The sequence below is a fragment of the Haloarcula litorea genome, from assembly GCF_029338195.1.
GTDB lineage: Archaea > Halobacteriota > Halobacteria > Halobacteriales > Haloarculaceae > Haloarcula > Haloarcula litorea.
The window spans coordinates 1,737,314-1,759,454 of the sequence record NZ_CP119779.1; the positions used below are offsets into that span (position 1 = coordinate 1,737,314).

Genomic DNA, 22,141 nt, shown 5'->3' on the forward strand with positions numbered 1-22,141 from the left:
CCGCGCCGTCCAGAACGCCACTCGCTAGCGCGGCTATCACGGCCCTTATCAGTGGACGCACTCGTATCCCACGTATGGAAATCGTACCGGACACGAGCGTGGTCATCGACGGCCGCGTGTCCGAGCAGGTCGAAGCCGACGCCGACGCGGCGTCCGAGGCCGACGGCAAGGGCTTCGCCGGGGCGACGGTCGTCGTCCCCGAGGCCGTGGTCGGCGAACTCGAGGCCCAGGCCAACGACGGCCGCGAGACCGGGTGGGAGGGACTCGAAGAGCTCCAGCGACTCGTCGACCTCGCCGACGATGGGACCGTCGACGTCGAGTACGTCGGCCGGCGGCCCGACGCCATCGAGAAGCGCGAGGCCGGCGAGGGCGAGATCGACGCGCTCATCCGGGACGTGGCACAGGACCGCGCGGCGACGCTCGTGACAAGCGACGACGTCCAGGCCGAGGTCGCACGCGCGAAGGGACTCGACGTCGAGTTCCTCGACCCCGTCGTCCGCGACTTCGACCGCCTGCAGATCGAGAACTTCTTCGACGAGTCGACGATGAGCGTCCACCTGAAGACCGGGGTCGCTCCCTACGCCAAGAAGGGGTCGATCGGCGATATGCACTACCAGCCGATCCGCGACGACCCCGCCACCGAGGACGAGCTCCGGGACTACGCCGCCGACATCGAGGACGCGGCGCGGGCCTCGCCCGACGGCTTCGTCGAACTCTCCGAGCCGGGGATGACGATCGTCCAGTTCCGCGACCTGCGGATCGCCATCGCCCGCCCGCCGTTCTCCGACGGCCTGGAGATCACGGCGGTCCGGCCCATCGTCAAGACCGAACTCGACGACTACGAGCACGCCGACGAGCTGCGCGACCGCCTGACCGAGCACCAGCGGGGCGTCCTCATCTCGGGGTCCCCCGGAGCCGGGAAGTCCACGTTCGCACAGGCGGTGGGGGAGTTCCTCGTCGACGCCGACTACGCGGTCAAGACGATGGAGAAGCCCCGCGACCTCCAGGTCGGCGAGGAGATCACCCAGTACACCGAACTCGGCGGGTCGATGGAGAAGACCGCCGACTCGCTTTTGATGGTCCGGCCCGACTACACCATCTACGACGAGGTCCGCAAGACCGACGACTTCGAGGTGTTCGCGGACATGCGGCTGGCCGGCGTCGGGATGGTCGGGGTCGTCCACGCGACCCGGGCCATCGACGCCCTCCAGCGGCTCATCGGCCGCGTCGAGCTGGGCCTGATCCCCCAGATCGTCGACACCGTCGTCTACATCGAGGCCGGCGAGGTGGACACGGTCTACGACGTGACCACGGAGGTGAAGGTCCCGCAGGGGCTGATGGAGGAGGACCTCGCGCGCCCGGTCATCGTCGTCCGGGACTTCGAGACCGGCCGGCCCGAGTACGAGATCTACACGTTCAACCGCCAGGTCGTCACCGTGCCGCTGAACGAGGACGACGACGGGGACGACTCCGGCGTCGACCGCCTCGCCAAACAGGAGGTCGAGCGGGAGATCCGCTCGATCGCCCACGGCCACGTCGAGGTGGAGCTCAAGGGGCCCAACACCGCCGTCGTCTGGGTCGAGGAGGGCGACATCTCGCAGGTCATCGGCAAGGGCGGGGGCCGCATCTCCGACGTCGAGAACCGCCTGGGCATCGACATCGACGTCCGGTCGCTCGAGGAGAAACCGAGCGGTCCCTCCGGCGGACCGGCGACGGAGTCCGGCGGCCGGCAGGGCGAGATCGTCACCCCCGAGATCACCTCGCGACACGTCATCGTCCCGCTGGAGGGCCACGCCGGCGACACCGTCGAGGTCCAGGCCGACGGCGACTACCTCTTCACCGCGACGGTCTCGCGGGGCGGCGAGATCCAGGTCTCGCGCGGCTCGGGCATCGCGGAGGAGCTAGAGCGGGCGGTCGACCGCGGGAAGACGATCACCGTGGTGCCGTCGTAACACGAACGAGCATCCGCGGCGGGAGGCCGCGGTTCTCGCTCACGAACGGAGTGAGTGAGCGCGGAGCGCCCGCCGACCGCCCCGGCGTGAGCGGCTAGTCGTCGTCCTGGGGCGCGGCGCTCGGTCCGCCCGAGAAGACGAACTCGTGTTCCGCCTCGGTGGTGAAGTGCCCGAGGATCTCCGAGAGCGGGATGACGTAGCGGACGAGCTCGTCGGCCCGCGCGGAGACCTCGTTCAGTTCGGCGGCCTGTTCCTCGGCGGCCCCGGCGACGTTCTCGGCCTCGGCCATCGTGTCCTCGGTGCGGCCGGCGACGTCGGTCAGCGTGGCGGCCACGTCGTCGAGGTGGGCCTGTGCCTGCTGGGGATCGCCGGCGTCCAGCGCGGCGACGGCCTCGTCGACCGTCTCGGCGGCCTGCTGGAGGTCGTCGCGCTGGCGGCTGGCGTCGTCGGAGATCCGCTGGATGGACTCGGCGACCTGCTCGGCGGCGTCCCTGACCGTCGTGGCGCTCTCGCCGACGACGCGGCCGGACTCCTCGACCCGGTCGGAGAAGGACTTGAGCTGACCGACCGTCTTCTCCAGCTCCTCGATCATCGCGTTGAAGTCCTCGGCGATGGCGTCCATCGCGTCGTTCTCGCCGTCACCCTCGAGGCGCTGGGTGAGGTCGCCGGCGGCGGCCCGCTCCATCACCTCGGAGTACTCCGCGGCGCGGTTCTGGAGGTGGGCGTTGGTCTCGACGACCTCGTCGCGGGCGACCTGGGCCTTCTTGCGCTCGCGCTCGGCCTCGGCGATCTGGTCCTGCAGGGAGTCACGCATCGCGGCGAAGCCGTCGTAGAGCTGACCGACGGTGTCGATCCGGCCCGACTGGACCTCGACGTCGAGGTCGCCGTTCCGCATCTGCTCGGTCTTGCGGGTCAGCCGGTCGATGGCCCGCGTGGTGTTGCGCCCGAGGACGGCACCGAGGACCCCGATGGCCGCGACGCCGAGCAGCGTCGCCCACAGCCCCTGGTTGGCGACCCGGCGGACGGTCCCGTAGGCGGCCTGGATGTCGGTGTGGACCAGGACGACCCAGTCGGTGCCGACGACCTGCGCGTAGCCGACGACGTAGTCGCTGTCGGCCAGGGCGGCGGTTGCGTCGAGCGCGCCCGCACCCGGGCCGGCACGCATCGCGCCCGACTCCGCGGGACCGAGTTCGCGGGCGACGCCGGGGGCGTCGTTGCCGGCCCCGTACCGGTCCAGCAGGAGGCTGTTGTTCGACTGGTGGAACAGGACGCGGTTCCGGCCGTCGACGACCAGCGACGTGCTCTCGCCGGAACCGAAGCGGGTCCCGGTGAACTGCGCCAGCGGCACCGTGTAGACGACGTACTCGCCGTCGGCGTCGGCGACCGGCGTGACGTAGGCGATGCGGGGGGTCGTCCCGCTCAGCGTCGCCTCGCTCGTGTACGCGTCGGTGAGTCTCGTCTGGGTCGTCCCCTCGATGGCCGAGCGCAGCGTGGCGTTGAGCTCGGAGAGGGGCTCGCCATCGAGGCTGGACTTGGTCGAGACCGTGACCCGCCCGCTCGCCGCGTCCACGTAGTGGAGGTTGGGGAGCGTGTCGTCGCCGTAGTCACGACCCCGCATCTCGGCGTTGAACCGGTCGTGGATGGCCTCGGTGTCGCCGGAGGCGACGGCCCCCGATCGCGCCATCGTCTCGACGAAGTTCCTGTTGCGGGTGTTCCAGGCCGCTCTCCCCTCGGCACCCTGTTTGGCCATCGTCGCGTGTTCGGTCAGCACCTGCTGTTCGAACTCCGTCCTGATCTGCTCCGTGCCGACGGCTCCCACGCCGCCGACGAACAGGCCGATACAGAGGAGCGCGATGAAGAACTTGAGCGCGAACCGACGGCGGACGAACTCCGGCGTCGCCGTCCGGAGCGCCCGCGTGAGGGGGTTCGGATCGGGGCCGGCGTCGCCGTTCATCGCGACCCCGTCCCCCGGCTCGTCTCCACCCCGTCACTTCGCGACGCTCTCACGATCGGTATCGTGTGTTCGGCCACCATACCACAAGCAGTGAACTACTATTTCATAATACTTTTTCGAAACTCGGTGACTCGAGAGCGGTCGGCCGGCGGCTCACGACGCCGGCCACGGCTGACGGCGTGACGACTGGGATCGCGGACGAGCGGAGAAGACGGTCGTCCGGCGGCGGTCGGACGGTAGTCGGTCGCCTCGGGCGTCGCCGCTCGGGACCGGCGACCGAAGAACGCGGGACGGCGGGCGGTCTCAGTCGGAGACGGCGGCGTCGGCCTGCTCGGCGGGCTGGTCGGTGATCTCGTAGAGGTTCTGCCGGGCGTCGGCGAAGTAGACGTCCTCCTCGATGACCCCGACCTCGTCGAGTCGTTCCAGCGCGTAGCGGACGGTCCGGGCCGAGAGCATCGACTCCTCGACGATGCCCTTCTGGGTGAGCGGCCCGTCGTACTCGAGCACCTTGTAAACGAGCTTCGCGCTCGGAGGAAGGTCCGCGATAGCCTCCTCGTCGGATTCCGTCATTACAGGCTCCAAATGTCGCCGGATGCATAAAGATTGAGGAGTCCGTTCGCAAGACGGGCGCTCGCGGGGGAAGACGGGTGCGCCGGGAGCCCACGGCGGGACGCTGGCCGGGTCCCGGAACCGCGCCCCTTTTGGTGGCGGGTCGTCCACTATCGGGTATGGCAACGGATACGGCGGACGGGATGAGTTCCCACATGCGAGGGCTCACCGTCACGACGATAACGGCGGTCGCGGGCATCGCCGCGGCGTTCGTCTCGAACGCGGTGGCGGCGAGCTCGACGGACATCGTCGGCGTCCTCGTCGTCGCGGCCGCCGTGCTCGCACAGTTCCCGGTCCTCCGGGTCGTCGGCATCGACACCGACGACCTCTCGACGAAGGACGTCCTCTACGTCGCGTTTATGACGTTCGCGCTCTGGTTCGTCACCTGGGGCATCCTGCTGACCGCAGGGGTGTAACCGATGGCGGACGACAGCATCGCGGTCGTGGACCTAGAGCGGTGTCAGCCCGACCGCTGCAACTACGAGTGTATGAACTACTGCCCGCCCAACCGCAGCGGGAAGGAGTGCATCGTCAAGCGCGGCGAGGCCCACGAGGACGACGAGGAGTTCGAGGGGAAACCCGACCAGGTCGCCATCTCGGAGGAGATCTGTCTGGGCGAGTCCTGCGGGATCTGCGTCAACAAGTGCCCGTTCGACGCCATCGAGATCATCAACCTCCCGCAGGAACTCGACGACGACCCCGTCCACCGCTACGGCGAGAACGCCTTCGCCCTGTACGGCCTGCCGACCCCACAGGAGGGGCAGGTCACGGGGATCCTCGGCCCGAACGGCATCGGGAAGACCACCGCCGTCCGCATCCTCGCGGACGAACTGGCACCGAACCTCGGCCGCTACGGCGACCGGCCGGGCTGGGACGAGATCTTAGACGAGTACCGCGGGACCGCCCTGCAGGAGTACCTCGAACAGATGCGGGACGGCGACGTCGACGTGGCCCGCAAGCCCCAGTACGTCGACCGCATCCCCGACCAGTTCGACGGGAAGGCCCGCGAACTGCTCGAACAGACCGACGAGCGGGGCGAACTGGACGCCCTGATCGAGCGGACCGGGATCGGCCCGGTCGTCGACAACCACATCGACGACCTCTCGGGCGGCGAGCTCCAGCGGGTCGCGCTGGTCGCGACGCTGGCCCGCGACGCCGACTTCTACTTCCTCGACGAGATCACGCCGTACCTGGACATCGGCCAGCGGATGACCGCCGCCCGGCTCATCCGCGAACTCGCGGAGGACGGGGACCGCTCGATGCTCGTCGTCGAGCACGACCTCGCCATCCTCGACCTGCTGGCGGACAACATCAACGTCGCCTACGGGTCGCCGGGCGCGTTCGGCGTCATCACGTCGCCCAAGTCGACGAAGAAGGGGATCAACGAGTACCTCTCGGGATACCTGGAGAACGAGAACATGCGGGTCCGCCAGACCGAGATCGAGTTCGAGGAACACGCCCCCCGGACCGCCTCGACCGGCGACGTCGTCATCGAGTACCCCGACCTCACGAAGTCCTACGGCGAGGGCGAGTTCTCGCTGCAGGTCGAGGCCGGCACGATCCGCGAGAGCGAGGTGCTGGGCGTGGTCGGCCCCAACGGCATCGGGAAGTCCACCTTCGCGAAGATGCTCGCGGGCCGGCTCGACCCCACGGAGGGCGAGGTCGACACCCGACTGGACATCGCCTACAAGCCACAGTACATCGAGATCGACCAGCCGATGCGGGTCGACGCCTTCCTCTCGTCGATCACCGACGACTTCGGGACCTCCTACTGGAACACGGAGATCGCCCAGCCGCTGCAACTGGAGTCCGTGATGGAGCAGCAACTGACGGACCTCTCGGGCGGGGAGCGCCAGCGGGTCGCCATCGCGGCCTGCCTCTCGAAGGACGCCGACCTCTACCTGCTGGACGAGCCCTCGGCCCACCTCGACGTCGAACAGCGGGTGCTGGCGACCTCGGCCATCCGCCGGTACGCCGAGAACCACGACGCCACGGCGATGGTCATCGACCACGACATCTACATGATCGACCTGCTGGCCGACCGCCTGCTGGTGTTCGAGGGCGAGCCGGCCAAGCGCGGCCACGCCGCGCCGCCACAGGGGATGCGCGAGGGGATGAACGAGTTCCTCGCGAACCTCGACATCACCTTCCGCCGGGACGAGCGCACCTCCCGGCCCCGCATCAACAAGCCGGGGTCGCAGCTGGACCGCCAGCAGAAGAACGCCGGCGAGTACTACTACGCGCCCGATCAGGCCTGAGGCACGCGTTCCTCGCCGCCCGGCTGGCCGCGACACCGCCGTGATCGAGTGCGTCACGCTCGGCGCTGCCGCTGTCGTTGCGCGTCCGCTCGGTGGGCGTGGCGCTGCCGTCGAAAAAACCGAGTTACGCCGCGGGGTCGCTGGTGTCGCCGGTCTCGGACCCCGCGACGGCGTCGTCGAGCCCGTCGGCGACCTCCGTCGGGTCGAACTCGTCGTCCGGGCGCAGCTCCCGGTCGGGCGAGTCGTCGTCCTGTCGTTCGGTGACCGATTCCCCACCGGTGACGTCGACGAAGATGTCACCGAGTTCGTCCGCTCGGTCGCTGGACTGACTCTTGCTCATTACGCGTGAAGCTATACCACGAGGGGGATTAGGCGCACGTCCTAACTCGTTAGGCACGCTCCCGTCCGGCGATCACAGCACGTTCCGCTGGCAGGACCCACACAGCGACGTCTCCTTGACGTCGACCTGCCGGACCGTCGGCGAGAAGTTCATCACGCAGCGCTTGTTGTCGCAGTGTTCCAGGCCGAGGGTGTGCCCGATCTCGTGGACGACCTCCTTGCGGACCCGCTGGGAGAAGATCTCGCCGGCCGAGCGGTCCGAGAAGCCGCCGTCCGAGGAGGTCTGCAGGCGGTACGTCGAGATGACGCTGCCGGAGCCACCGAGGTAGGCCAGCCCGAAGACGTAGTTGCGGCGGCGGTAGAACAGGTCCTTGGGCGTGATGGCGATGTTCTTCCCGCCCGAGCCGACCCGGCGTGCGAGGTCGATGAACTCCTCGGCGCGGTACTGATCGCGGTCGCCATCGTACGCACCGGCGGGGACCGACTGGGGGTCGTGCATCGTGACCTCGCAGTCGTAGGTCCCTCGGAGGCCGTCCGACGCCTCGCGCTTGACCCGCGCGGAGACGTCGCCCACCGGCACGATGTCGACGTGCATAGGAACCCATATGCGACGGCGGCGCTTAAACATCCCGCCGTGGACCCGCCCGACCGCGCCCTCGTCGATCGGTTGGCCGCCGCCGACAGCGTCGTCGAGGTCGGGGTGGGCGCACACCCGGACGTGGCCGCCGCGCTGGCCGACCGGGGCGTCGCCGTGACGGCGACGGACGTGGTCGCGCGGTCGGTGCCCGACCCCGTCGCGTTCGTCGTCGACGACGTGACCGACCCGACCCCGGCGGTGTACGACGGCGCGGACGCCGTGTTCGCACGGAACTGCCCGCCGGAACTCCACCGCCCGCTCCGGGCCGTCGCGCGACTGGTCGAAGCCGACTGCGCGTTCACGACGCTGGGCGGCGATCCCCCCGCCGTTCCCGTCACGCGCGAGTCCCTCCCCGGCGGCGAGACGCTGTTCCGCCCGCGGGACGGGCCGGGAACGCGGTAATCGGTGGCCCCCGACGAGGGACAAAGCCAAGAGTCGTCCGGGTATAGGGGCGTGTATGAGAGCGAAGCCGGAGTACCGCGACCGCGACGAGACGGAGGTCGCAGTACTCGACGCGCTCGCCGATCGCCACGAGGAGGGGATGACGGTGTTCGAGATCCGCTCCCGGACGGAGGTCGACATCGACCGCATCGAGGAGGCGCTGGGGGCGCTGAAGCGGGACGACCTCATCGAGGTCGACGACGACGGTCAGCGGACGGTCATCCTCCCCGACGAGGACGTGGTCGGCCCGCCGGCACCCGACGAGGAGGAGTCGCTGTTCGACCAGATCCGCAAGCGACTGCCGCTCTAGTCGTCGGCCATCGGTGCCGCGGCGCAGTTGTTCGGTCCCAGTTCTAACTCGAAGGCCGTGTCCGCGTCGGCGTCTTCGGTCCCGAGGTTGACGGCGACGATTCGCTCGTAGTTCGCGGGCTGGGGCGGCATCCCCGCACAGACCCGCTCGACGAACGTCTCCCGGTCCATCGAGAACGCCGCCAGCCGCGCCCGCAGGTCGCCCAGCCGGGCGGTGTAGGTGCCGTCGGCCGCCGGCTCGGTGTCGGGGGCGTAGTGACCGGGCGCGACCAGGGTCTCGTCGGGCAGCGGTGCCAGCCGCTCGGTCAGCGACTCGTGGAGCGAGCGGGCGAGGGCGGCCGCGCCGTCGTCCCCCGCCTCCAGGTCCGGGCGGGCGACGCCGTCGAGGAACAGGCTGTCGCCGGCGAGCAGGGCGTCGCCGACGCGGAGGCCCGTCATCCCCGTCGTGTGCCCGGGCAGCGGGACGGCGTCGAGCGACGCCGCGCCGACCGCCACCGAGCCGTCGTCGGCCAGCTCCGTCACGGGGAACGCGACGCCTCGGTCGGCGGCCCGGGCCGGCACGACGGCCTCGACCCCGTGGTCGTCGGCCAGCAGCCGGAGCCCGCTGACGTGGTCGGCGTGGACGTGGGTGTCGACGGCGGCGACGAGGTCGGCGTCGCGAGCGCCCGCGTCGGCGGCGTACCGGCCGGCGAAGGCCCGGAGCGGGTCGACGACCGCGGCCTCGCCGTCCCCGACGACGAGGTAGGAGAGACAGCCCGAGGAGGGGCGGTCGTACTGGACGACGGTGGCCTCGTCGCAGGGTACCTCGCGGGCCTCGTAGAGGCGCGCCCAGCCGTACATCCCGTCGGCGAGGTTGCGCGCGTCGACGCCGTGGCGCTGGAGGAGGCCGGCGACGAACGCGCTGGCCTCGCCGCGGGCACAGACCACGGTGATCGGCCCCTCGCCGTCGACGGACGCGACCAGCGGTTCCACCTCCCCCGTCGCCTTCGCCTGCAGGAACTTCGCGAACGGGAGCTGCGTCGCGGTCACCGACGCCCCCTCGATCCGCCACTGCTCGAACTCGTCGCGGTCGCGCACGTCGAGTAGCCGGACCGACTCGCCGCCGTCCAGCCGCCGTTTCAGGTCCGCAGCGGACAGCGACGGGTGGCCGGCCGGCGGGTCGGGGTACTCCGCTGCCATACCGCCCCGTAGACGCCGACGGGCGATAAATCGACGGGAGGTTCTAAGCCCGCGGCGCACCTCCCTCCGGTATGGACCCAGCGGACGTACTCGACGCCGTCCGGGACGGGGCGGCGACCGAACTGGACCGGCTCGGCTCGGACAAGCTCCTCGTCGCGGCGACCGGAGCCTCGATGACCACCGAGACGGTCGCCGGGGTCGCGCTGGCCCGCGAACGGGGTGTCGCGGCGACGCTCGACGACTGGGCCGGCACCGTCGACGGCCCCGCCGCCGACGCCCTCCGGCGGGCCGGCGCGGCCGCCGGCGAGCGCGCCGACCGGATCGCGGCGGCGGTGGCGGACGCCGACCCCGGGGACGGGGACGCCCTGACCGCACACCTCGCGGGGGTCGAGGGCACCGCCGCCCGCGTCGGGGCGGGACTGATCGCGGTCCCGCTGGTCGCCGATCGCTTCTACCTCCAGCTCGTGAGCTACTTCGTCAACGAGGCCGACGAGGGACGGGCGGACCTGTTCCGGGAGCTCCGGACGTCGGCGAGCGACCTCGACCCCGCCGGGGACGCCCTCGGGGTGCTGGACGAGGGCGGACGCGAGCGAGCGCGGGACGCGGCCCTCGACGCCGTCGACGCGGCCTACGAGGACTACGCCGAGACGCTCCGTGGGATGGGGCTGGACCCGAAGCCGATCTGCTGACCGCGGGCAGACGCCGGCCGGTCGGACCGGCTCCGTCACTCCAGCCGGTAGGTCGCCACCCGGTCGGCGGCGTAGCCGAACCCGACGACCGCGGCCCCGGCCGCCAGCAGCAGCGTCGCGCCGACGCCGCCGGCCAACAGCGCCGGCCTCCCGACCGGCAGCGAGAACGCCGGCTCGACGGCGACGGCGACGGCCGCGCTTCCGGGCGCGACGGCGGCCCCGAAGACGGTGAAGTACAGCAGGAACGCCCAGCCGCTGGGGACGGTCACCGTCCGTCCCTGGACCGACGACCGCTCGAACTTCGGGAAGACGATGCCCGCGCCGGCGGCGACGGCCGGCGCTGCCGCCGTCGCGACCAGCGAGGTCGCGAGTGCGGCCGCCAGCACGAGCGGCGCGGTCCCGGCGGCGAGGCCCGCCCCGGCGACGAGCAGCGTCGTCGCGACGACGCCTGGGGCCAGTCCCGCGAGCGCGAGGCCCGCGACGAACGCCCGCCCGGAGACGTCGGCGGTCAGGGTCAGCGGGAGCAGTCCCTCCTCGCCACCCAGCGGGTTCAGGGTGAACGCCGCGCCGACGGCGGCGGCGGTGGCCAGCCCCGCCGTCAGGGGGAGCGTCGGCGGTACCTCGCCGGCCAGCAGGACCGTCTGCAACTGGTAGACGAGCAGGAAGAACGGGGCGATGGCGAACTGGACGGTGAACGGGGAGCGCCTGGCCCGTCGCCAGGACTTCTGGGCGACCACGCGGGTCGCCGTCGGGACGCGACCGGCAAGCAACCGGTCCGAGAGGGTCCGGTCGGCGGCGGCGAACTCGTGGTCGGGCTGGACCGCGTCGCCGTACCAGACCCGAACCGCCAGCCGGTCACAGGCGACGGTGGCGACGCCGAGGCCCGCGAGCAGGCCGCCGACGGCGACGAGGGCGCGGGCGGGGCCGCCGGTCGCCCCCGGCACCGCGAGCAACACGGGGTCGACGACCCAGGACAGCGGCGAGCGGGTGGCGAGTCTGAGCGCGGTCAGCTGGACCGCCGGGACCGAGGACAGCGCCACCCAGCCGGCGACGAACCCGAACGAGGAGAGCGCGCCGACGCTGGCGCGGTGCCTGGCGACGAACGCCGACCGCGCGGCCACGAGCTTCACCGCGAGCCCGCCGGCGACGCCGGCCAGCCCCCCGGCGACGGCGACCAGCCCGACAAGCGCCAACACGACCGGCGCGACCAGCGGTGCGCCCAGCCCGACCGCCAGCGGGACCGCAAGCGCCACGAGCGGGAGCGCGAGGACGGCCAGCAGCCGTCCCAGCTCCGCGAGGACGACGCCGGCCAGGACGACCCGGTACGGGACCGTCGTCAGCAGGCCGTCCAGCCCGTCCGGCTCGCCGATCTGTTTGACCGTCCGCTGGAGGACGACGAACGCGGCGATCCCGAAGGCTCCGCCGAGGACCCCCGTCGCCGCCAGCCGGACCGCCTGGGGATTGGCGTCGGGCAGGAAGGACGCGCCGAAGTACGCCGCCGCGCCGATCGCCAGGCTGTACGCGGGCACCAGCAACAGCCCACCCAGCAGGAGGAGCGTCCCGCGCGTGCTGCTCCGGAGCCCGCGCCACGTCCGGCGGAGCTCGGTCCGGGCGACCAGCCGCACGCGCCGGCCGGCAGGGCCGGTCATCGCGTCGCCGCCTGTTCGCCGGTCACGTCGAGGAACACGTCCTCCAGCGTGCTCCCGGACTCGACGCCGTCGGTCAGCTCCTCGGGGGACCCCTCCGCGACCAGCCCGCCGTCGTGGAGGACGCCGACGGTGTCGGCCAGCTCCTCGACGACCGGCAGGATATGCGTCGAGAGGAAGACGGTGGTGTCGGCGGCCGCCACCTCGCCGATGGTGTCCCGGACCGTCCGGGCCGCTCGGGGGTCTAGCCCGCTGGTCGGTTCGTCCAGGAAGAGCACGTCGGGCTCGTGCAACAGCGCCTGCACCAGCCCGAGCTTCTGTTTCATCCCCTTCGAGTACGTCGACACCCGGCGGTCGGCGTCCTCGGCGAGGGCGAAGCGGTCGAGCAGCGACTCGACGCGGTCCCAGTCGTCGTGGCCCCGCAGGCCGGCGACGTACTCCAGTTGCTCCCGGCCCGTGAGCTCGTCGTACAGCGGCGGCTCCTCGGGGAGGACGCCGATGTGCTCGACGACGTCCGCCCGGTCGGCGACGGACGCGCCGGCGACGCGGGCGGTCCCCGACGTGGGTTCGGTCAGCGTCGTGAGCATCCGGATGGTGGAGGTCTTGCCGGCACCGTTGGGGCCGAGGAAGCCGAAGACGGACCCGCGCTCGACGGTGAGGTCCAGGTCGGCGACGGCGACGGTGTCGCCGTAGCGCTTCGTCAGCCCCTCGGTGGCGATGGCTGGAGGGCTCATACCCGGGGTCGCGGGCGAGACGGCATTAGGTCTTGTCCACGCGGTCGGGCAGTCCGGGGGTGGCGCTGGGGGGCCGTCGGGGAATGAGAAGACACTTGCGAGGGTGGAGCGCACCCCGGCACGTGACCGACACTGCCCTCCAGCAGCAGTTGCAGCGCGTCCAGTTCCTGTTGGTGCTCGCGGTGAGCCTCCTCAGCGGGCTGGTCCTCGGGAGAGACTACGCCGACGAGGCGTTCATCGCCGTGGTGAGTTTCGTCGCACTCAGTCTGGTGTTGCTCGTGAGCGTTCTCTTCAGCCCACCCACGGAGTGAGGCGACCATCGGTCAGCGCAGAGCACGCAGCCGGTTGTTAGTTCTCCCCGGCCGCCCGTTGTCGAGGTCGTCGTGGCCGGTCGGCTGTCGTTCTCGGCCGTGTGGCGCTACTCGTCCGCGGCGACCTCGGTCCCCGCCTCCCCTTCGGCGCTGTTGCCTTCCGCCTCGTCCTCGACGACCTCGATGCCGCGGTTGTTGACGGCCGCGGGGTCGAGGCCGACCTCCTGGAGGAAGTCCTTGTACTCCCGCTCGCACTGCTCGGCGTCCTTCTGCCGGTCGCTGGCCCGATCGCAGAGCGCCACCAGGTCCTCGGGGACGTCGTTGGTGTAGACGATCCAGTGGTTGATGAGATCGGAGAGCCGACGGATCGGCGAGGTGAAGTGGCCGTAGATCTCGAAGTTCAGGGCGTGGTGGCCGCCGAAGGGGTCGTTCATGTACTTCGCGCGGGGCATCACCTTCATCACGGCCCACTGGATCTTGTCCAGCTGGCGGCCGGGGGCCTGCTCCAGGGTCGCGTTGACCGCGCGCCGCGGGTCGTCCCAGGCCTCGCCGGGGATGGAGACGCCGTCGAGTTCCTGGATCTCCCGCAGCGCCTCGTCCCACTCGTCGGGGGAGGGCTGGGGGTGGACGCGGTACATCGCCTCGACGCCGCGGTCCCACATCAGCTCGTGCGTGACGGCCTTGTTGGCCTTGAGCATACACTCCTCGATGATGGTGTGAGCGCGGTCCCGCGAGGGATTGAGCACGAGCGATCCCTCCTCCTTGCGCTGTTCGTGCATCGCGTCGGCCAGGTGCCAGACCAGTTCGGTCTTCTCGGCGAGGTCGACCTCGGGGTCTTCCAGCAGGGCGTCGGCGCTGTCGGGGTCCTCGAGGACGTTCTCGGCCTCCGTGTAGGTCAGGCGGGCGTCGCTGCGGACGACGGACTTGTAGATCTCGATCTCCTCGTAGCCCAGGTCCTCCTTGTCGAGGTGCATCTCGACGGTGTGGGCGAGGCGGTCCTCGTTGGGGACCAGCGAGCAGACCGTCTCCGCGAGGACGGGCGGCAGCATGTGGACGGTGTACCCCGGCAGGTAGACGGTGTTGCCCCGTTCGACGGCCTCCTCCCACATCCGCGTCTCGGGGTTGACGTAGTGGGTCACGTCGGCGATGTGGACCCACAGCACGTACTCGTCGTCGCGCTCCTCGACGGAGATGGCGTCGTCGAAGTCCTGGGCGTCGATGGGGTCGGTCGTCCAGGTGGTCATCTCCCGGAGGTCCCGACGCTCGTCGACCTCCTCTTGGATCTCCTGTTGGACGTCCTCGGTCCGGGCCTCGGCCTCCTCGAGGACGTCCGCGGGGAACTCGTCGCGGATCCCGAACTTCTCGAACAGTTCCTCGCGCTTGTTCGCCATGTGGCGGGCCAGCTCCTCGTCGATCTCGACGGGACCTTGCCCCTCGGCGGTGCCGGCGGCCGACTGAGCGTCGTCTTCGGTCATGACTCCGGCTACGCCCACGCCGTAGTTATGACTGTCGGGGCCGGCAGCGGTCGGTCCCGCTCACTCGCCCTCTTCGGCCAGCTCGCGGTACGCGCGCAGGAACGACTCGCGGTCGGTCTCGCCGGCCCCGGCCGCCGACAGGGTGGACTCGAGGTCGCCGCGGGGCTGGCGGGAGAGCTCGGAGAAACAGTCCTTGCAGAGGTACTCGAACTCCTTGTCCCGGCGGTCCCACCGGTCCCCGTGTTTGTCGTACTCGCGGGCGTCCGACCGGGGGACCTGGTCCCCGCAGGCGATGCAGGTCACCGTCTCCCGGTCGGTCCGGGACCCGAACATACGCGACGGTAGTCACCGGGGCGGTATAGACCTTTCCGCGGCGGTACGCGTCGCCGACTGCCGCCGTCACGGGCCACACGTTTATCCACCAGCCACCGCTAGAGGGGGTATCGGAACGCCACGGAGTTCGCGAATGAAGGCACCACAGACTCTCGCGCGGTCGACGCTCGACACGCTCCCCATCAACATCGCCGTCCTCGACGAGGAGGGGACCATCCTGTTCACGAACCGGGCGTGGCAGGAGTTCGCAGACGTCGACGGCGGCGAGATGCAGGGGGTGAACTACTTCGCGACGACGAACGTCGACGCCGACGAGTACGCGGCCCGGGCCGTCGCCGGCATCGAGGCGGTCATCGAGGGCGAGGAGGACCTGTTCACGCTGGAGTACCCCTGTCACTCCGCCGAGGAGAAGCAGTGGTTCCTGATGCGGGTCGCGCCGCTGCCCGCGGACGAACCCGGCAGCGCCGTCGTCGCGCACATCGACATCACCCAGCGGAAGCTCGCGGAGCTGAACGCCGAGCGCCGCAGCGAGCAGCTCCGGGCCGAGCGGGCGAACCTCGAACACCTCGTCGAGCGCGTCGACGGGCTCATCACGGCGGTGATGGACGACGTGATGAGCGCCGGGTCCCGGTCGGACATCCAGTCGACCGTCGTCGACCGGCTCGCGGCCGTCGACTCCTACCGGTTCGCGTGGGTCGCCGAGTTCGACATCCGCGACGAGGCGCTCAAGCCCGCGGCGCTGTCGGCCCCCCGGGACACGGACGTGACGATCGCACTCGACGGCGACGACCCGGTGGCCACGGCCGCCCGCGAGGAGAGCATCCAGGTGGCGACCGGCGACGTCCCGGCGGTCCACGAGGGGATGGCGGGCGAGCCCGTCGACTCCGTCGCGGCCGTCCCGCTGGCGGCCGACGGATCGCTGTACGGCGTCCTCACCGTCTACGCGGACACGCCGGACCTGTTCGACGACCGGGAGCGCGCGGTCCTGGGTGCGGTCGGCCAGGCCGTCTCGACGGCCATCGACGCCACCGAGACGAGTCGGCTGCTCACGGCCGACAACCTCACCGAACTGGAGCTGGCCGTCGACGACGACGAGGTGTTCTTCGTCGCCCTGGCCCGCGAACTGGACATCGGGCTGGAGTACGGCGGCAGCGTCGCCGACGACGAGCGGACGGTGATGTTCTTCCTCGTCGAGACCGACGACCCGACGGCCGTCACCGCCGCGGCCGCCGACCACCCGCAGGTCAGGGCGGTCACCCACGTCTCGACGGCCGAGTCGACCGCGCTGTTCGAGTTCACCGTCGACGACCCGCCCGTGGTGTCCACGCTCGCCGGTCGCGGGGCCGAGACACGCGAGATCTCGGTCTCGTCGTCGGGGGCGGAGCTGACGGTCACGCTCCCGGCCGCGACGGAGACCCGGAGCGTCGTCCAGGCGGTCCGGGACCGGTACCCCGGGACCGACCTCGTCGCCGTCCGCGAGCGCGACGAACCGCCGATGACCAGACAGGCGTTCGTGGCGACGCTGGAGGACCGGCTGACGAACCGCCAGCTGACGGCGCTTCGCAAGGGGTTCCTGGGTGGCTTCTTCGACTGGCCCCGGGACGTCTCCGGCGAGGAACTGGCCGAGTCGATGGACATCTGCCCCTCCACCTTCCACCAGCACCTCCGGGCCGGCGAGCGCAAACTGCTGGAAGCGGTGTTCGAGACGTGGTGATGTCCCCGCGACGCCCCGTGGTTTCGACGCCGAACGCTCCTAAGCAGTTGGGCACACCGTTTAAAAGTTCGCTGCACTTAGTATAGAATAGATGAGGTACCGCTCGGACTCCCGTCGCGGTCGGATCCCTGTCGCCGCGGACGGGACGCCCGCCGGGAGCGTCGCAACGGTCCACGGTCCGGTCCGACGCCCGACGCCGTCGCGGTCACGAGGAACCACACGCTGACCACCCCGTCGCACGCACGCAATGCAATCTGACAACATTCGCACGAGCAAATCGATCCAGCAGCAGACCGGCCGGACGTTCCACCTCGCGACCCGCGTCCTCCCGGAGCGCATCCGCCACCCGACCTACGTGATGTACGCGTTCTTCCGCATCGCCGACGAGGTCGTCGACCAGCCGGACGGCCCGCCGCCGACCGTCCAGCACGAGCGGTTGGAGGAGTTCCGCGAGACGGCGCTGGGCAACCGCGAGCCGGAGGACACCGACGACGGGGCGGTGCTGGCCGCGTTCGACGAGCTCCGCCGCGAGCACGACATCCCGGACGAGGAGGTCAACGTCTTCGTCGACGCGATGCAGATGGACATCGCGCAGGCCCGCTACGAGACCTTCGAGGACCTCCGGGAGTACATGCGGGGGTCGGCCGTCGCCGTCGGCAACATGATGACGATGGTGATGGACCCGCCCGGGAAGGAGGAGGCGCTCCCCCACGCACGGGCGCTCGCCGAGGCGTTCCAGCTCTCGAACTTCCTGCGCGACGTCCGGGAGGACATCCGGGACTACGGGCGGGTCTACCTCCCCCAGGAGACGCTCGCGCGCCACGGCGTCACCGAGGAGCAACTGGCCGACGCCGAGGTCGACGAGGGGTTCCGAGCGGTGATGCAGGAGGAGATCGCCCGGACCGAGGAGCTGTACCGCGAGGGGGTCGCCGGCATCCGATACCTCCCCGAGGACTGCCAGTTCGGCGTCCTCCTGTCGGCCGTGCTGTACGCGGAACACCACCGACTCATCCGGGACCGGGGGTACGATGTCCTGACAGAGACGCCCGAACTGACCCGCCGACGGCGGCTCTGGCTGCTGGCCCGAACGTGGTGGCACTGGCGGCGCAACGGCGACCCCGAGGCGACCTTCTACGCCGTCAGCGCCGTCTCGGAGCGGGGACCCGGTGCGACCCCGACGGACGTGACGGGCCACGGCCAGCCGACCTGGCGCGGATGAGTTCGCCGCGGGTCGCACCCGCCACGCGCCGATGACGGCGCTCACGTACCTCCAGTTCCACGCGCTGCTCGTCGTCCCCGCGCTCGTGGGGCTGGCACTGACCGTCCGCTACCGCCTGGGGAGCCGGCGGACCGTCCTCGGCGGGACGGCGCTCCTGTCGGGGCTGGCGCTGGTCTACACCACGCCGTGGGACGCCTACCTCGTGGCACGCGGCGCGTGGCGGTACGGCGACGGGACCGTCCTCGTCAGGTTCCTCGGCGTCCCGCTCGGCGAGTACCTGTTCTTCGTCCTCCAGCCGCTGGGGGTCGGCCTGTGGGTCGCCCGGTTCGGCGTCGACACGACGCCGCCGTTGCGGACGCCGCTGCCCTCGCGGGCGCTGGGCGCGCTGGCGGCCGGCGCGGTCGCCGCCGCCGGGATCGCGCTGCTCGGTGCGCCGAGCGGGCTCTACCTCGGGTCGCTGCTCGCCTGGAGCGCCCCCATCCTCGCCATCCAGTGGGCCTTCGGTTGGCCGTTCCTCGCCCGGGAGTGGCGCGTCGTCGCCGTCGGGACGCTCGTGCCGACGCTGTACCTCTGGCTCGTCGACCGGCTCGCCATCCGGCTTGGGATCTGGACGCTCTCCGACGAACTGACGACGGGGGTCGTGGTGCCGCTGCTCGGACTCCCCATCGAGGAGGCGGTGTTCTTCCTCCTGACCTCCCTGTTCGTCGTCCAGGGGCTCGTCCTGTACGCGTGGCTCGTCGACCGCTGGGGGGACCGATGAGCACCGCCGCCGAGCCGCGGCTGGCGGCTCCGACCCGCGAGGCGCTCCGCCGGATCGCCGTCGAGCCGGGGTGGGCCGCGAGCGCGCTCGTGACGGTCCCGTTCCTCGCCGGCCTCGCCGTCCCGCCGACGCTGCAGTACCTCCCGCTGGCGGCGAGCGTCCTCGTCGTCGGGCTCCCCCACGGCGCGGTCGACCACCTCGCGGTCGCGCGGACCCGCGGCGAGCGACCGGACCTGCGGGCGGTCGGCCGGGTGGTCGCGCTGTACGCCGCCGTCGGCGGGGCCTACGCGGTCGCGTGGTTCCTCGCGCCCGCGCTCTCCTTTACGCTGTTCGTCGCGGCGACCTGGTTCCACTGGGGCCAGGGGGACCTCTACGCGCTCGCGACGCTGACCGACGCCGACCACCTCCGGTCGCTCCCCCAGCGGGCCGCGACGGTCGTCGTCCGGGGCGGGCTCCCGATGCTGGTGCCGCTGCTCTCCTTCCCGGAGTGGTACCGCCGGGTCGCGACCGACCTCGTCGGGCTGTTCGCGCCCGCTGCGGTCGACGCGCTGGCCGTCGCCTTCCGCCCGGACGTGCGGGCCGCGCTGGCGGTCGGATACGCGGTACTGGTCGCGGGGACGTTGGCGGTCGGGTTCGCCCGGGCGAACGACCTCGCTGGGTGGCTGCTCGACGCCGGGGAGACGCTGGGACTGGCCGTCTACTTCGCCGTCGTCCCGCCGGTCCTGGCCGTGGGCGTCTACTTCTGCCTCTGGCACTCGCTGCGCCACGTCGCCCGCCTGCTCGCCGTCGACGACGCGGCCGCCGCGGCTCTCGAAGTCGGCGACGTCCGGCGTGCGCTCGCCCGCTTCGCCCGCGACGCCGCCCCGCTGACGGCCGCGTCGCTCGGCCTGCTCGCTGCGCTCGCGGTCCTCGTCCCGAACCCGCCCGCCACGCTGCCGGAGTGGGTGGCGCTGTACCTGGTGTTCATCGCCGTCGTCACGCTCCCGCACGTGGTGGTGGTGACGGTGATGGATCGGGCGCAGGGCGTCTGGGCGTAGTTCGGACGGACCGCACAGGAGCAAGGGGTCTGGGCGTAGTCCGGACGGACCGCACAGGAGCAAGGGGTCTGGGCGTAGTCCGGACGGACCGCACAGGACCGGTTCACCCCAGCACGGAGAGCACGGTCCCGGCGACGGAGAGCAGCGCCGCGAACGCGGTGAGCCACACCGCCGATTCGTCGGGCTCCGAGGACGCGCCCGTGACCAGCGTGTGGCCGCTCGTCGCGAGCAGCGCACCGCCGCCGGCGATCGCCGCGAGGCCGGCGAGCCCGCTGACGCCGTCGCCGCCCGAGACCACGTACCCGTTGTACGCGACACAGCCGCCCACGACGCCCATCGAGAGGTGGTGGACGGTCGTTCGGTTCACGGCCGAGGCGACGGGCGGACCGAGCAAGTGTCTTGTGCCGAGAGTGCAGTCGCTGCCCACTCGGCGAGAACGGAGAGAAACGCCGCCTTACTTGCCCTTGCCGCGGTTCGAGCGCAGCGACGGGCGGGTCTTCTCGGCACCCTTGCCCTTCTCGCCGAGACCGCGGTTGCGGCGGCCGGCACCCGTCAGGCCGCGGAAGGCGCGGTCGGCCTGGTCGTCCTCGCAGATCCACGCGAGGTCGTCGTCGTTCCGGATGGCCCCGTGCTCGGGGTCGACGAGGATGACCTCGTGCCACTTCTGTCGGCCGTCCTGGCCGACGGAGTAGCTGTTCAGCACGCGGAGGTTCGGGTAGACGCGGGCGGCCCGCTCCTCGGCGACGCGCTGGATGTCCTTCCGGCGGGTGATGCGGGTGACGCCCTGGCGCTTGGTCCGGCGACCGGCCTTGTGCCGGCGCTTGCGGGCGCTGCCCTTCCGGACCGAGACCCGGGCGACGACGACGCCCTGCTTGGCCTTGTAGCCCTGCGAGCGGGCCTTGTCCAGCCGGGTCGGGCGCTCGACGCGCTCGACGGAGCCCTGGTCGCGCCACTCCTGCTGGCGCTGCCACTGCAGTTCTGCGAGCTGTCCCTCTTTGGGCGTCTGCCACGCCTCTCGGATGTACGAATACGCGCTTCGTGCCATAGTTTCACCACGGGCGTTGCGTGGTTCAAGTCGCAGAGCGACTCACATCCCGGCCTGCACACGCAGGTGCCCGCTGGTGCCCGTCTCCCAGCGGTTGCCGTCGCTACTTCGCTCGCGCCCTTAAGGAGTTCGGACTCGGATCGGGGCTCGCGCCCGAACTGACGGGCTTTTCCCGTTCGGCGCTGTACGCGTGGTATGTTCGAGACGCGCCCGGACCGGGGCAGCGAGGTGGTACTGGTCGGCCGGTCCAACGTCGGGAAGTCGACCCTGATGCGGGAGCTGACCGGTCACACCTTCGACACCGGGCAACGGCCCGGCGTCACCCGCGAGCCCAACCACTACGACTGGACCGGCCCCGACTTCGTGTTGACCGACCTGCCGGGATTCGGCTTCATGCAGAGCGTCCCCGAGGACGTCCGCGAGCGGATCAAGACCGACGTGGTCCGCTACGTCGAGGCCAACGCCGACGAGATCCTGGTCGGCGTGCTGGTCGTCGACGGGAAGGCCGTCGTCGACATCATCGACCGCCACTCCGGCCCCGACGAGGTTCCCCACGTCGTCGAGCTGTTTCACTTCCTGCGGGAGGTCGGCGTCGAACCCGTCGTCGCCGTCAACAAGATGGACAAGGTCGACGACGCGGACGAGCGCCTGAACGAGCTCTGTGACCGGCTGGGGATGCTCCCGCCGTGGCAGCAGTGGCAGGAGACCGTCGCACCGATCTCCGCCAAGAACGGCGACGTCGACGCCCTGACCGAGGCCGTGCGCCACCACCTCCACGAGGCCGAGCGCGACGACCTGTTCCAGTTCTTCTAAACGACCTTTTTCTGCGTCGGGTTCGAGTCGCGGCTTCGCCGCGCTCGAACCGCTCCTTGAAAAACGTCGATGAAAAAGGCCGGACTCGCCGCGCCGCGGCGAGTCCGGGGAAACGGCGCTCGCTCCGCTCGCGCCGTATGCTGGCTGTTCTTACCGTCCTGCTCCCACACTGCACCGCACCGCTACCTCACCCACCACATCGCCTCAGTCCCTGGAGTCCTCGTACTCGTCGAACAGCGCCGTGACTCGGCCCTCGATGTCGTCGCGGATGCGCCGGACCTCCTCGACGGACTGGTTGTGGGGGTCGTCGAGGTCCCAGTCGCGGACTTCCACGTCGGCGTCGAGTTCGAGAGTCGAACAGCCCATCGTCGCGACGACCGTCGCGCTGTCGAGTTCGGCCCGGGAGACCTCGCGCGGGACCCGGTCCGAGAGGTCGACGTCGAGTTCGGCCATCGCCTCGACGACCTCGGGGTGGACCTCGTCGGCCGGGTGGGTCCCGCCGGTGACGATCGCGACGCTGTCGGTCAGTCCGCGCCGCTCACGTTCCCGTTCCGCGAACGCGGTCGCCATCTGACTCCGCCCGGCGTTCTGGACGCAGACGAAGCCGAACGTGGTTGGCTCGTCGCTCATACCCCGGCGGATGCGGGGTCGACGGATAACCGTGTCTAAGTGAGCTATATAGCCGTC

General features: G+C 71.0%; 24 protein-coding genes. 12 read left to right on the plus strand and 12 right to left on the minus strand.

Features of this window, described 5'->3' with window-relative positions; all coding sequences use genetic code 11:
• The first annotated feature begins 74 nt into the window (after nt 1-74).
• Nucleotides 75-1,952 carry a PINc/VapC family ATPase gene (locus P0592_RS09315; RefSeq protein ID WP_276270609.1) on the plus strand — a complete coding sequence of 626 codons (1,878 nt, stop codon included), beginning with the start codon at nt 75-77 and terminating at the stop codon, nt 1,950-1,952.
• 94 nt (nt 1,953-2,046) lie between these two features.
• Here P0592_RS09315 and P0592_RS09320 read toward each other — a convergent pair whose 3' ends face one another.
• The gene (locus P0592_RS09320) at nt 2,047-3,906 is read right to left on the minus strand and encodes a PDC sensor domain-containing protein (RefSeq protein ID WP_276270610.1); all 1,860 of its coding nucleotides are present in this window, start codon (nt 3,904-3,906) and stop codon (nt 2,047-2,049) included.
• A gap of 303 nt (nt 3,907-4,209) precedes the next feature.
• Complete coding sequence (locus tag P0592_RS09325) at nt 4,210-4,476, minus strand: helix-turn-helix domain-containing protein (protein WP_276270611.1); 267 nt, start codon at nt 4,474-4,476, stop codon at nt 4,210-4,212.
• A 158-nt stretch (nt 4,477-4,634) separates the two neighbouring features.
• Here P0592_RS09325 and P0592_RS09330 point away from each other — a divergent pair, with 158 nt between their 5' ends.
• Nucleotides 4,635-4,931 carry an EMC6-like membrane protein gene (locus tag P0592_RS09330; RefSeq protein ID WP_276270612.1) on the plus strand — a complete coding sequence of 99 codons (297 nt, stop codon included), beginning with the start codon at nt 4,635-4,637 and terminating at the stop codon, nt 4,929-4,931.
• A 3-nt stretch (nt 4,932-4,934) separates the two neighbouring features.
• Nucleotides 4,935-6,773 (plus strand): ribosome biogenesis/translation initiation ATPase RLI, encoded by a 1,839-nt coding sequence (locus P0592_RS09335; protein ID WP_276270613.1) that lies wholly within the window; start codon nt 4,935-4,937, stop codon nt 6,771-6,773.
• 124 nt (nt 6,774-6,897) lie between these two features.
• Here the strand turns inward: P0592_RS09335 and P0592_RS09340 are convergent, their stop codons facing one another.
• Together P0592_RS09340 and P0592_RS09345 are read right to left on the minus strand one after the other, a co-directional pair.
• Nucleotides 6,898-7,113, minus strand: coding sequence for a hypothetical protein (locus P0592_RS09340; protein ID WP_276270614.1), 216 nt, complete (start codon nt 7,111-7,113; stop codon nt 6,898-6,900).
• A gap of 72 nt (nt 7,114-7,185) precedes the next feature.
• Nucleotides 7,186-7,707 (minus strand): archaemetzincin family Zn-dependent metalloprotease, encoded by a 522-nt coding sequence (locus P0592_RS09345; protein ID WP_276270615.1) that lies wholly within the window; start codon nt 7,705-7,707, stop codon nt 7,186-7,188.
• A 39-nt stretch (nt 7,708-7,746) separates the two neighbouring features.
• Between P0592_RS09345 and P0592_RS09350 the strand changes: the two genes are divergently transcribed.
• Nucleotides 7,747-8,151, plus strand: coding sequence for a UPF0146 family protein (locus P0592_RS09350; protein WP_276270616.1), 405 nt, complete (start codon nt 7,747-7,749; stop codon nt 8,149-8,151).
• 55 nt (nt 8,152-8,206) lie between these two features.
• On the plus strand, nt 8,207-8,500 hold the full coding sequence (locus P0592_RS09355; RefSeq protein ID WP_276270617.1) for a DUF6432 family protein: 294 nt from the start codon (nt 8,207-8,209) through the stop codon (nt 8,498-8,500).
• On the opposite strand, the gene P0592_RS09360 is transcribed toward P0592_RS09355, so the two are convergent.
• Nucleotides 8,497-9,678, minus strand: a complete 1,182-nt coding sequence (locus P0592_RS09360) for an MBL fold metallo-hydrolase (RefSeq protein WP_276270618.1) — start codon at nt 9,676-9,678, stop codon at nt 8,497-8,499. The genes P0592_RS09355 and P0592_RS09360 overlap by 4 nt on opposite strands.
• A gap of 71 nt (nt 9,679-9,749) precedes the next feature.
• On the opposite strand from P0592_RS09360, the gene P0592_RS09365 reads away from it, so the two are divergent.
• Nucleotides 9,750-10,367, plus strand: coding sequence for a transcription antitermination protein (locus P0592_RS09365; protein WP_276270619.1), 618 nt, complete (start codon nt 9,750-9,752; stop codon nt 10,365-10,367).
• 35 nt (nt 10,368-10,402) lie between these two features.
• On the opposite strand, the gene P0592_RS09370 is transcribed toward P0592_RS09365, so the two are convergent.
• Nucleotides 10,403-12,016 (minus strand): hypothetical protein, encoded by a 1,614-nt coding sequence (locus tag P0592_RS09370; RefSeq protein WP_276270620.1) that lies wholly within the window; start codon nt 12,014-12,016, stop codon nt 10,403-10,405.
• On the minus strand, nt 12,013-12,747 hold the full coding sequence (locus tag P0592_RS09375; RefSeq protein WP_276270621.1) for an ABC transporter ATP-binding protein: 735 nt from the start codon (nt 12,745-12,747) through the stop codon (nt 12,013-12,015). Before P0592_RS09375 ends, P0592_RS09370 begins: the two co-directional genes overlap by 4 nt.
• Before the next feature lie 122 nt (nt 12,748-12,869).
• Here P0592_RS09375 and P0592_RS09380 point away from each other — a divergent pair, with 122 nt between their 5' ends.
• Nucleotides 12,870-13,058, plus strand: a complete 189-nt coding sequence (locus P0592_RS09380; RefSeq protein ID WP_276270622.1) for a hypothetical protein — start codon at nt 12,870-12,872, stop codon at nt 13,056-13,058.
• 107 nt (nt 13,059-13,165) lie between these two features.
• On the opposite strand, the gene P0592_RS09385 is transcribed toward P0592_RS09380, so the two are convergent.
• Entirely contained in the window at nt 13,166-14,533 is a 1,368-nt protein-coding gene (locus P0592_RS09385) for an RNB domain-containing ribonuclease (protein WP_276270623.1), read from the minus strand.
• 60 nt (nt 14,534-14,593) lie between these two features.
• Complete coding sequence (locus P0592_RS09390) at nt 14,594-14,866, minus strand: DUF7562 family protein (protein ID WP_276270624.1); 273 nt, start codon at nt 14,864-14,866, stop codon at nt 14,594-14,596.
• Between the two features lie 133 nt (nt 14,867-14,999).
• Between P0592_RS09390 and P0592_RS09395 the strand changes: the two genes are divergently transcribed.
• The 4 genes from P0592_RS09395 (at nt 15,000) to P0592_RS09410 (ending at nt 19,596) form a co-directional block, all read left to right on the plus strand.
• Nucleotides 15,000-16,580 carry a bacterio-opsin activator domain-containing protein gene (locus tag P0592_RS09395; protein ID WP_276270625.1) on the plus strand — a complete coding sequence of 527 codons (1,581 nt, stop codon included), beginning with the start codon at nt 15,000-15,002 and terminating at the stop codon, nt 16,578-16,580.
• Nucleotides 16,581-16,827: 247 nt separating this feature from the next.
• Nucleotides 16,828-17,799: a phytoene/squalene synthase family protein gene (locus P0592_RS09400; protein WP_276270626.1), complete on the plus strand. Its 972-nt coding sequence runs from the start codon at nt 16,828-16,830 to the stop codon at nt 17,797-17,799.
• Nucleotides 17,800-17,830: 31 nt separating this feature from the next.
• The gene (locus P0592_RS09405) at nt 17,831-18,559 is read left to right on the plus strand and encodes a lycopene cyclase domain-containing protein (RefSeq protein WP_276270627.1); all 729 of its coding nucleotides are present in this window, start codon (nt 17,831-17,833) and stop codon (nt 18,557-18,559) included.
• Nucleotides 18,556-19,596 carry a Brp/Blh family beta-carotene 15,15'-dioxygenase gene (locus P0592_RS09410; RefSeq protein ID WP_276270628.1) on the plus strand — a complete coding sequence of 347 codons (1,041 nt, stop codon included), beginning with the start codon at nt 18,556-18,558 and terminating at the stop codon, nt 19,594-19,596. The genes P0592_RS09405 and P0592_RS09410 overlap by 4 nt, the downstream gene beginning before the upstream one ends.
• A 103-nt stretch (nt 19,597-19,699) precedes the next feature.
• Here P0592_RS09410 and P0592_RS09415 read toward each other — a convergent pair whose 3' ends face one another.
• Together P0592_RS09415 and P0592_RS09420 are read right to left on the minus strand one after the other, a co-directional pair.
• Nucleotides 19,700-19,963 (minus strand): hypothetical protein, encoded by a 264-nt coding sequence (locus tag P0592_RS09415; protein ID WP_276270629.1) that lies wholly within the window; start codon nt 19,961-19,963, stop codon nt 19,700-19,702.
• Nucleotides 19,964-20,050: 87 nt separating this feature from the next.
• Nucleotides 20,051-20,641, minus strand: coding sequence for a 50S ribosomal protein L15e (locus tag P0592_RS09420; protein ID WP_276270630.1), 591 nt, complete (start codon nt 20,639-20,641; stop codon nt 20,051-20,053).
• Nucleotides 20,642-20,836: 195 nt separating this feature from the next.
• On the opposite strand from P0592_RS09420, the gene engB reads away from it, so the two are divergent.
• Nucleotides 20,837-21,454, plus strand: a complete 618-nt coding sequence (gene engB / locus P0592_RS09425; RefSeq protein ID WP_276270631.1) for a GTP-binding protein EngB — start codon at nt 20,837-20,839, stop codon at nt 21,452-21,454.
• 204 nt (nt 21,455-21,658) lie between these two features.
• Here the strand turns inward: engB and P0592_RS09430 are convergent, their stop codons facing one another.
• Entirely contained in the window at nt 21,659-22,084 is a 426-nt protein-coding gene (locus P0592_RS09430) for an arsenate-mycothiol transferase ArsC (RefSeq protein ID WP_276270632.1), read from the minus strand.
• Nucleotides 22,085-22,141 lie beyond the last annotated feature (57 nt).

What these genes read in the sequence shown, in the direction of transcription:
- P0592_RS09315 (WP_276270609.1), top strand. Translation starts at nt 75, where the DNA reads ATGGAAATCGTACCGGACACGAGCGTGGTCATCGACGGCCGCGTGTCC.
- P0592_RS09320 (WP_276270610.1), bottom strand. Translation starts at nt 3,906, where the DNA reads ATGAACGGCGACGCCGGCCCCGATCCGAACCCCCTCACGCGGGCGCTC.
- P0592_RS09325 (WP_276270611.1), bottom strand. Translation starts at nt 4,476, where the DNA reads ATGACGGAATCCGACGAGGAGGCTATCGCGGACCTTCCTCCGAGCGCG.
- P0592_RS09330 (WP_276270612.1), top strand. Translation starts at nt 4,635, where the DNA reads ATGGCAACGGATACGGCGGACGGGATGAGTTCCCACATGCGAGGGCTC.
- P0592_RS09335 (WP_276270613.1), top strand. Translation starts at nt 4,935, where the DNA reads ATGGCGGACGACAGCATCGCGGTCGTGGACCTAGAGCGGTGTCAGCCC.
- P0592_RS09340 (WP_276270614.1), bottom strand. Translation starts at nt 7,113, where the DNA reads ATGAGCAAGAGTCAGTCCAGCGACCGAGCGGACGAACTCGGTGACATC.
- P0592_RS09345 (WP_276270615.1), bottom strand. Translation starts at nt 7,707, where the DNA reads ATGCACGTCGACATCGTGCCGGTGGGCGACGTCTCCGCGCGGGTCAAG.
- P0592_RS09355 (WP_276270617.1), top strand. Translation starts at nt 8,207, where the DNA reads ATGAGAGCGAAGCCGGAGTACCGCGACCGCGACGAGACGGAGGTCGCA.
- P0592_RS09360 (WP_276270618.1), bottom strand. Translation starts at nt 9,678, where the DNA reads ATGGCAGCGGAGTACCCCGACCCGCCGGCCGGCCACCCGTCGCTGTCC.
- P0592_RS09365 (WP_276270619.1), top strand. Translation starts at nt 9,750, where the DNA reads ATGGACCCAGCGGACGTACTCGACGCCGTCCGGGACGGGGCGGCGACC.
- P0592_RS09370 (WP_276270620.1), bottom strand. Translation starts at nt 12,016, where the DNA reads ATGACCGGCCCTGCCGGCCGGCGCGTGCGGCTGGTCGCCCGGACCGAG.
- P0592_RS09375 (WP_276270621.1), bottom strand. Translation starts at nt 12,747, where the DNA reads ATGAGCCCTCCAGCCATCGCCACCGAGGGGCTGACGAAGCGCTACGGC.
- P0592_RS09385 (WP_276270623.1), bottom strand. Translation starts at nt 14,533, where the DNA reads ATGACCGAAGACGACGCTCAGTCGGCCGCCGGCACCGCCGAGGGGCAA.
- P0592_RS09390 (WP_276270624.1), bottom strand. Translation starts at nt 14,866, where the DNA reads ATGTTCGGGTCCCGGACCGACCGGGAGACGGTGACCTGCATCGCCTGC.
- P0592_RS09395 (WP_276270625.1), top strand. Translation starts at nt 15,000, where the DNA reads ATGAAGGCACCACAGACTCTCGCGCGGTCGACGCTCGACACGCTCCCC.
- P0592_RS09400 (WP_276270626.1), top strand. Translation starts at nt 16,828, where the DNA reads ATGCAATCTGACAACATTCGCACGAGCAAATCGATCCAGCAGCAGACC.
- P0592_RS09405 (WP_276270627.1), top strand. Translation starts at nt 17,831, where the DNA reads ATGACGGCGCTCACGTACCTCCAGTTCCACGCGCTGCTCGTCGTCCCC.
- P0592_RS09410 (WP_276270628.1), top strand. Translation starts at nt 18,556, where the DNA reads ATGAGCACCGCCGCCGAGCCGCGGCTGGCGGCTCCGACCCGCGAGGCG.
- P0592_RS09420 (WP_276270630.1), bottom strand. Translation starts at nt 20,641, where the DNA reads ATGGCACGAAGCGCGTATTCGTACATCCGAGAGGCGTGGCAGACGCCC.
- engB (WP_276270631.1), top strand. Translation starts at nt 20,837, where the DNA reads ATGTTCGAGACGCGCCCGGACCGGGGCAGCGAGGTGGTACTGGTCGGC.
- P0592_RS09430 (WP_276270632.1), bottom strand. Translation starts at nt 22,084, where the DNA reads ATGAGCGACGAGCCAACCACGTTCGGCTTCGTCTGCGTCCAGAACGCC.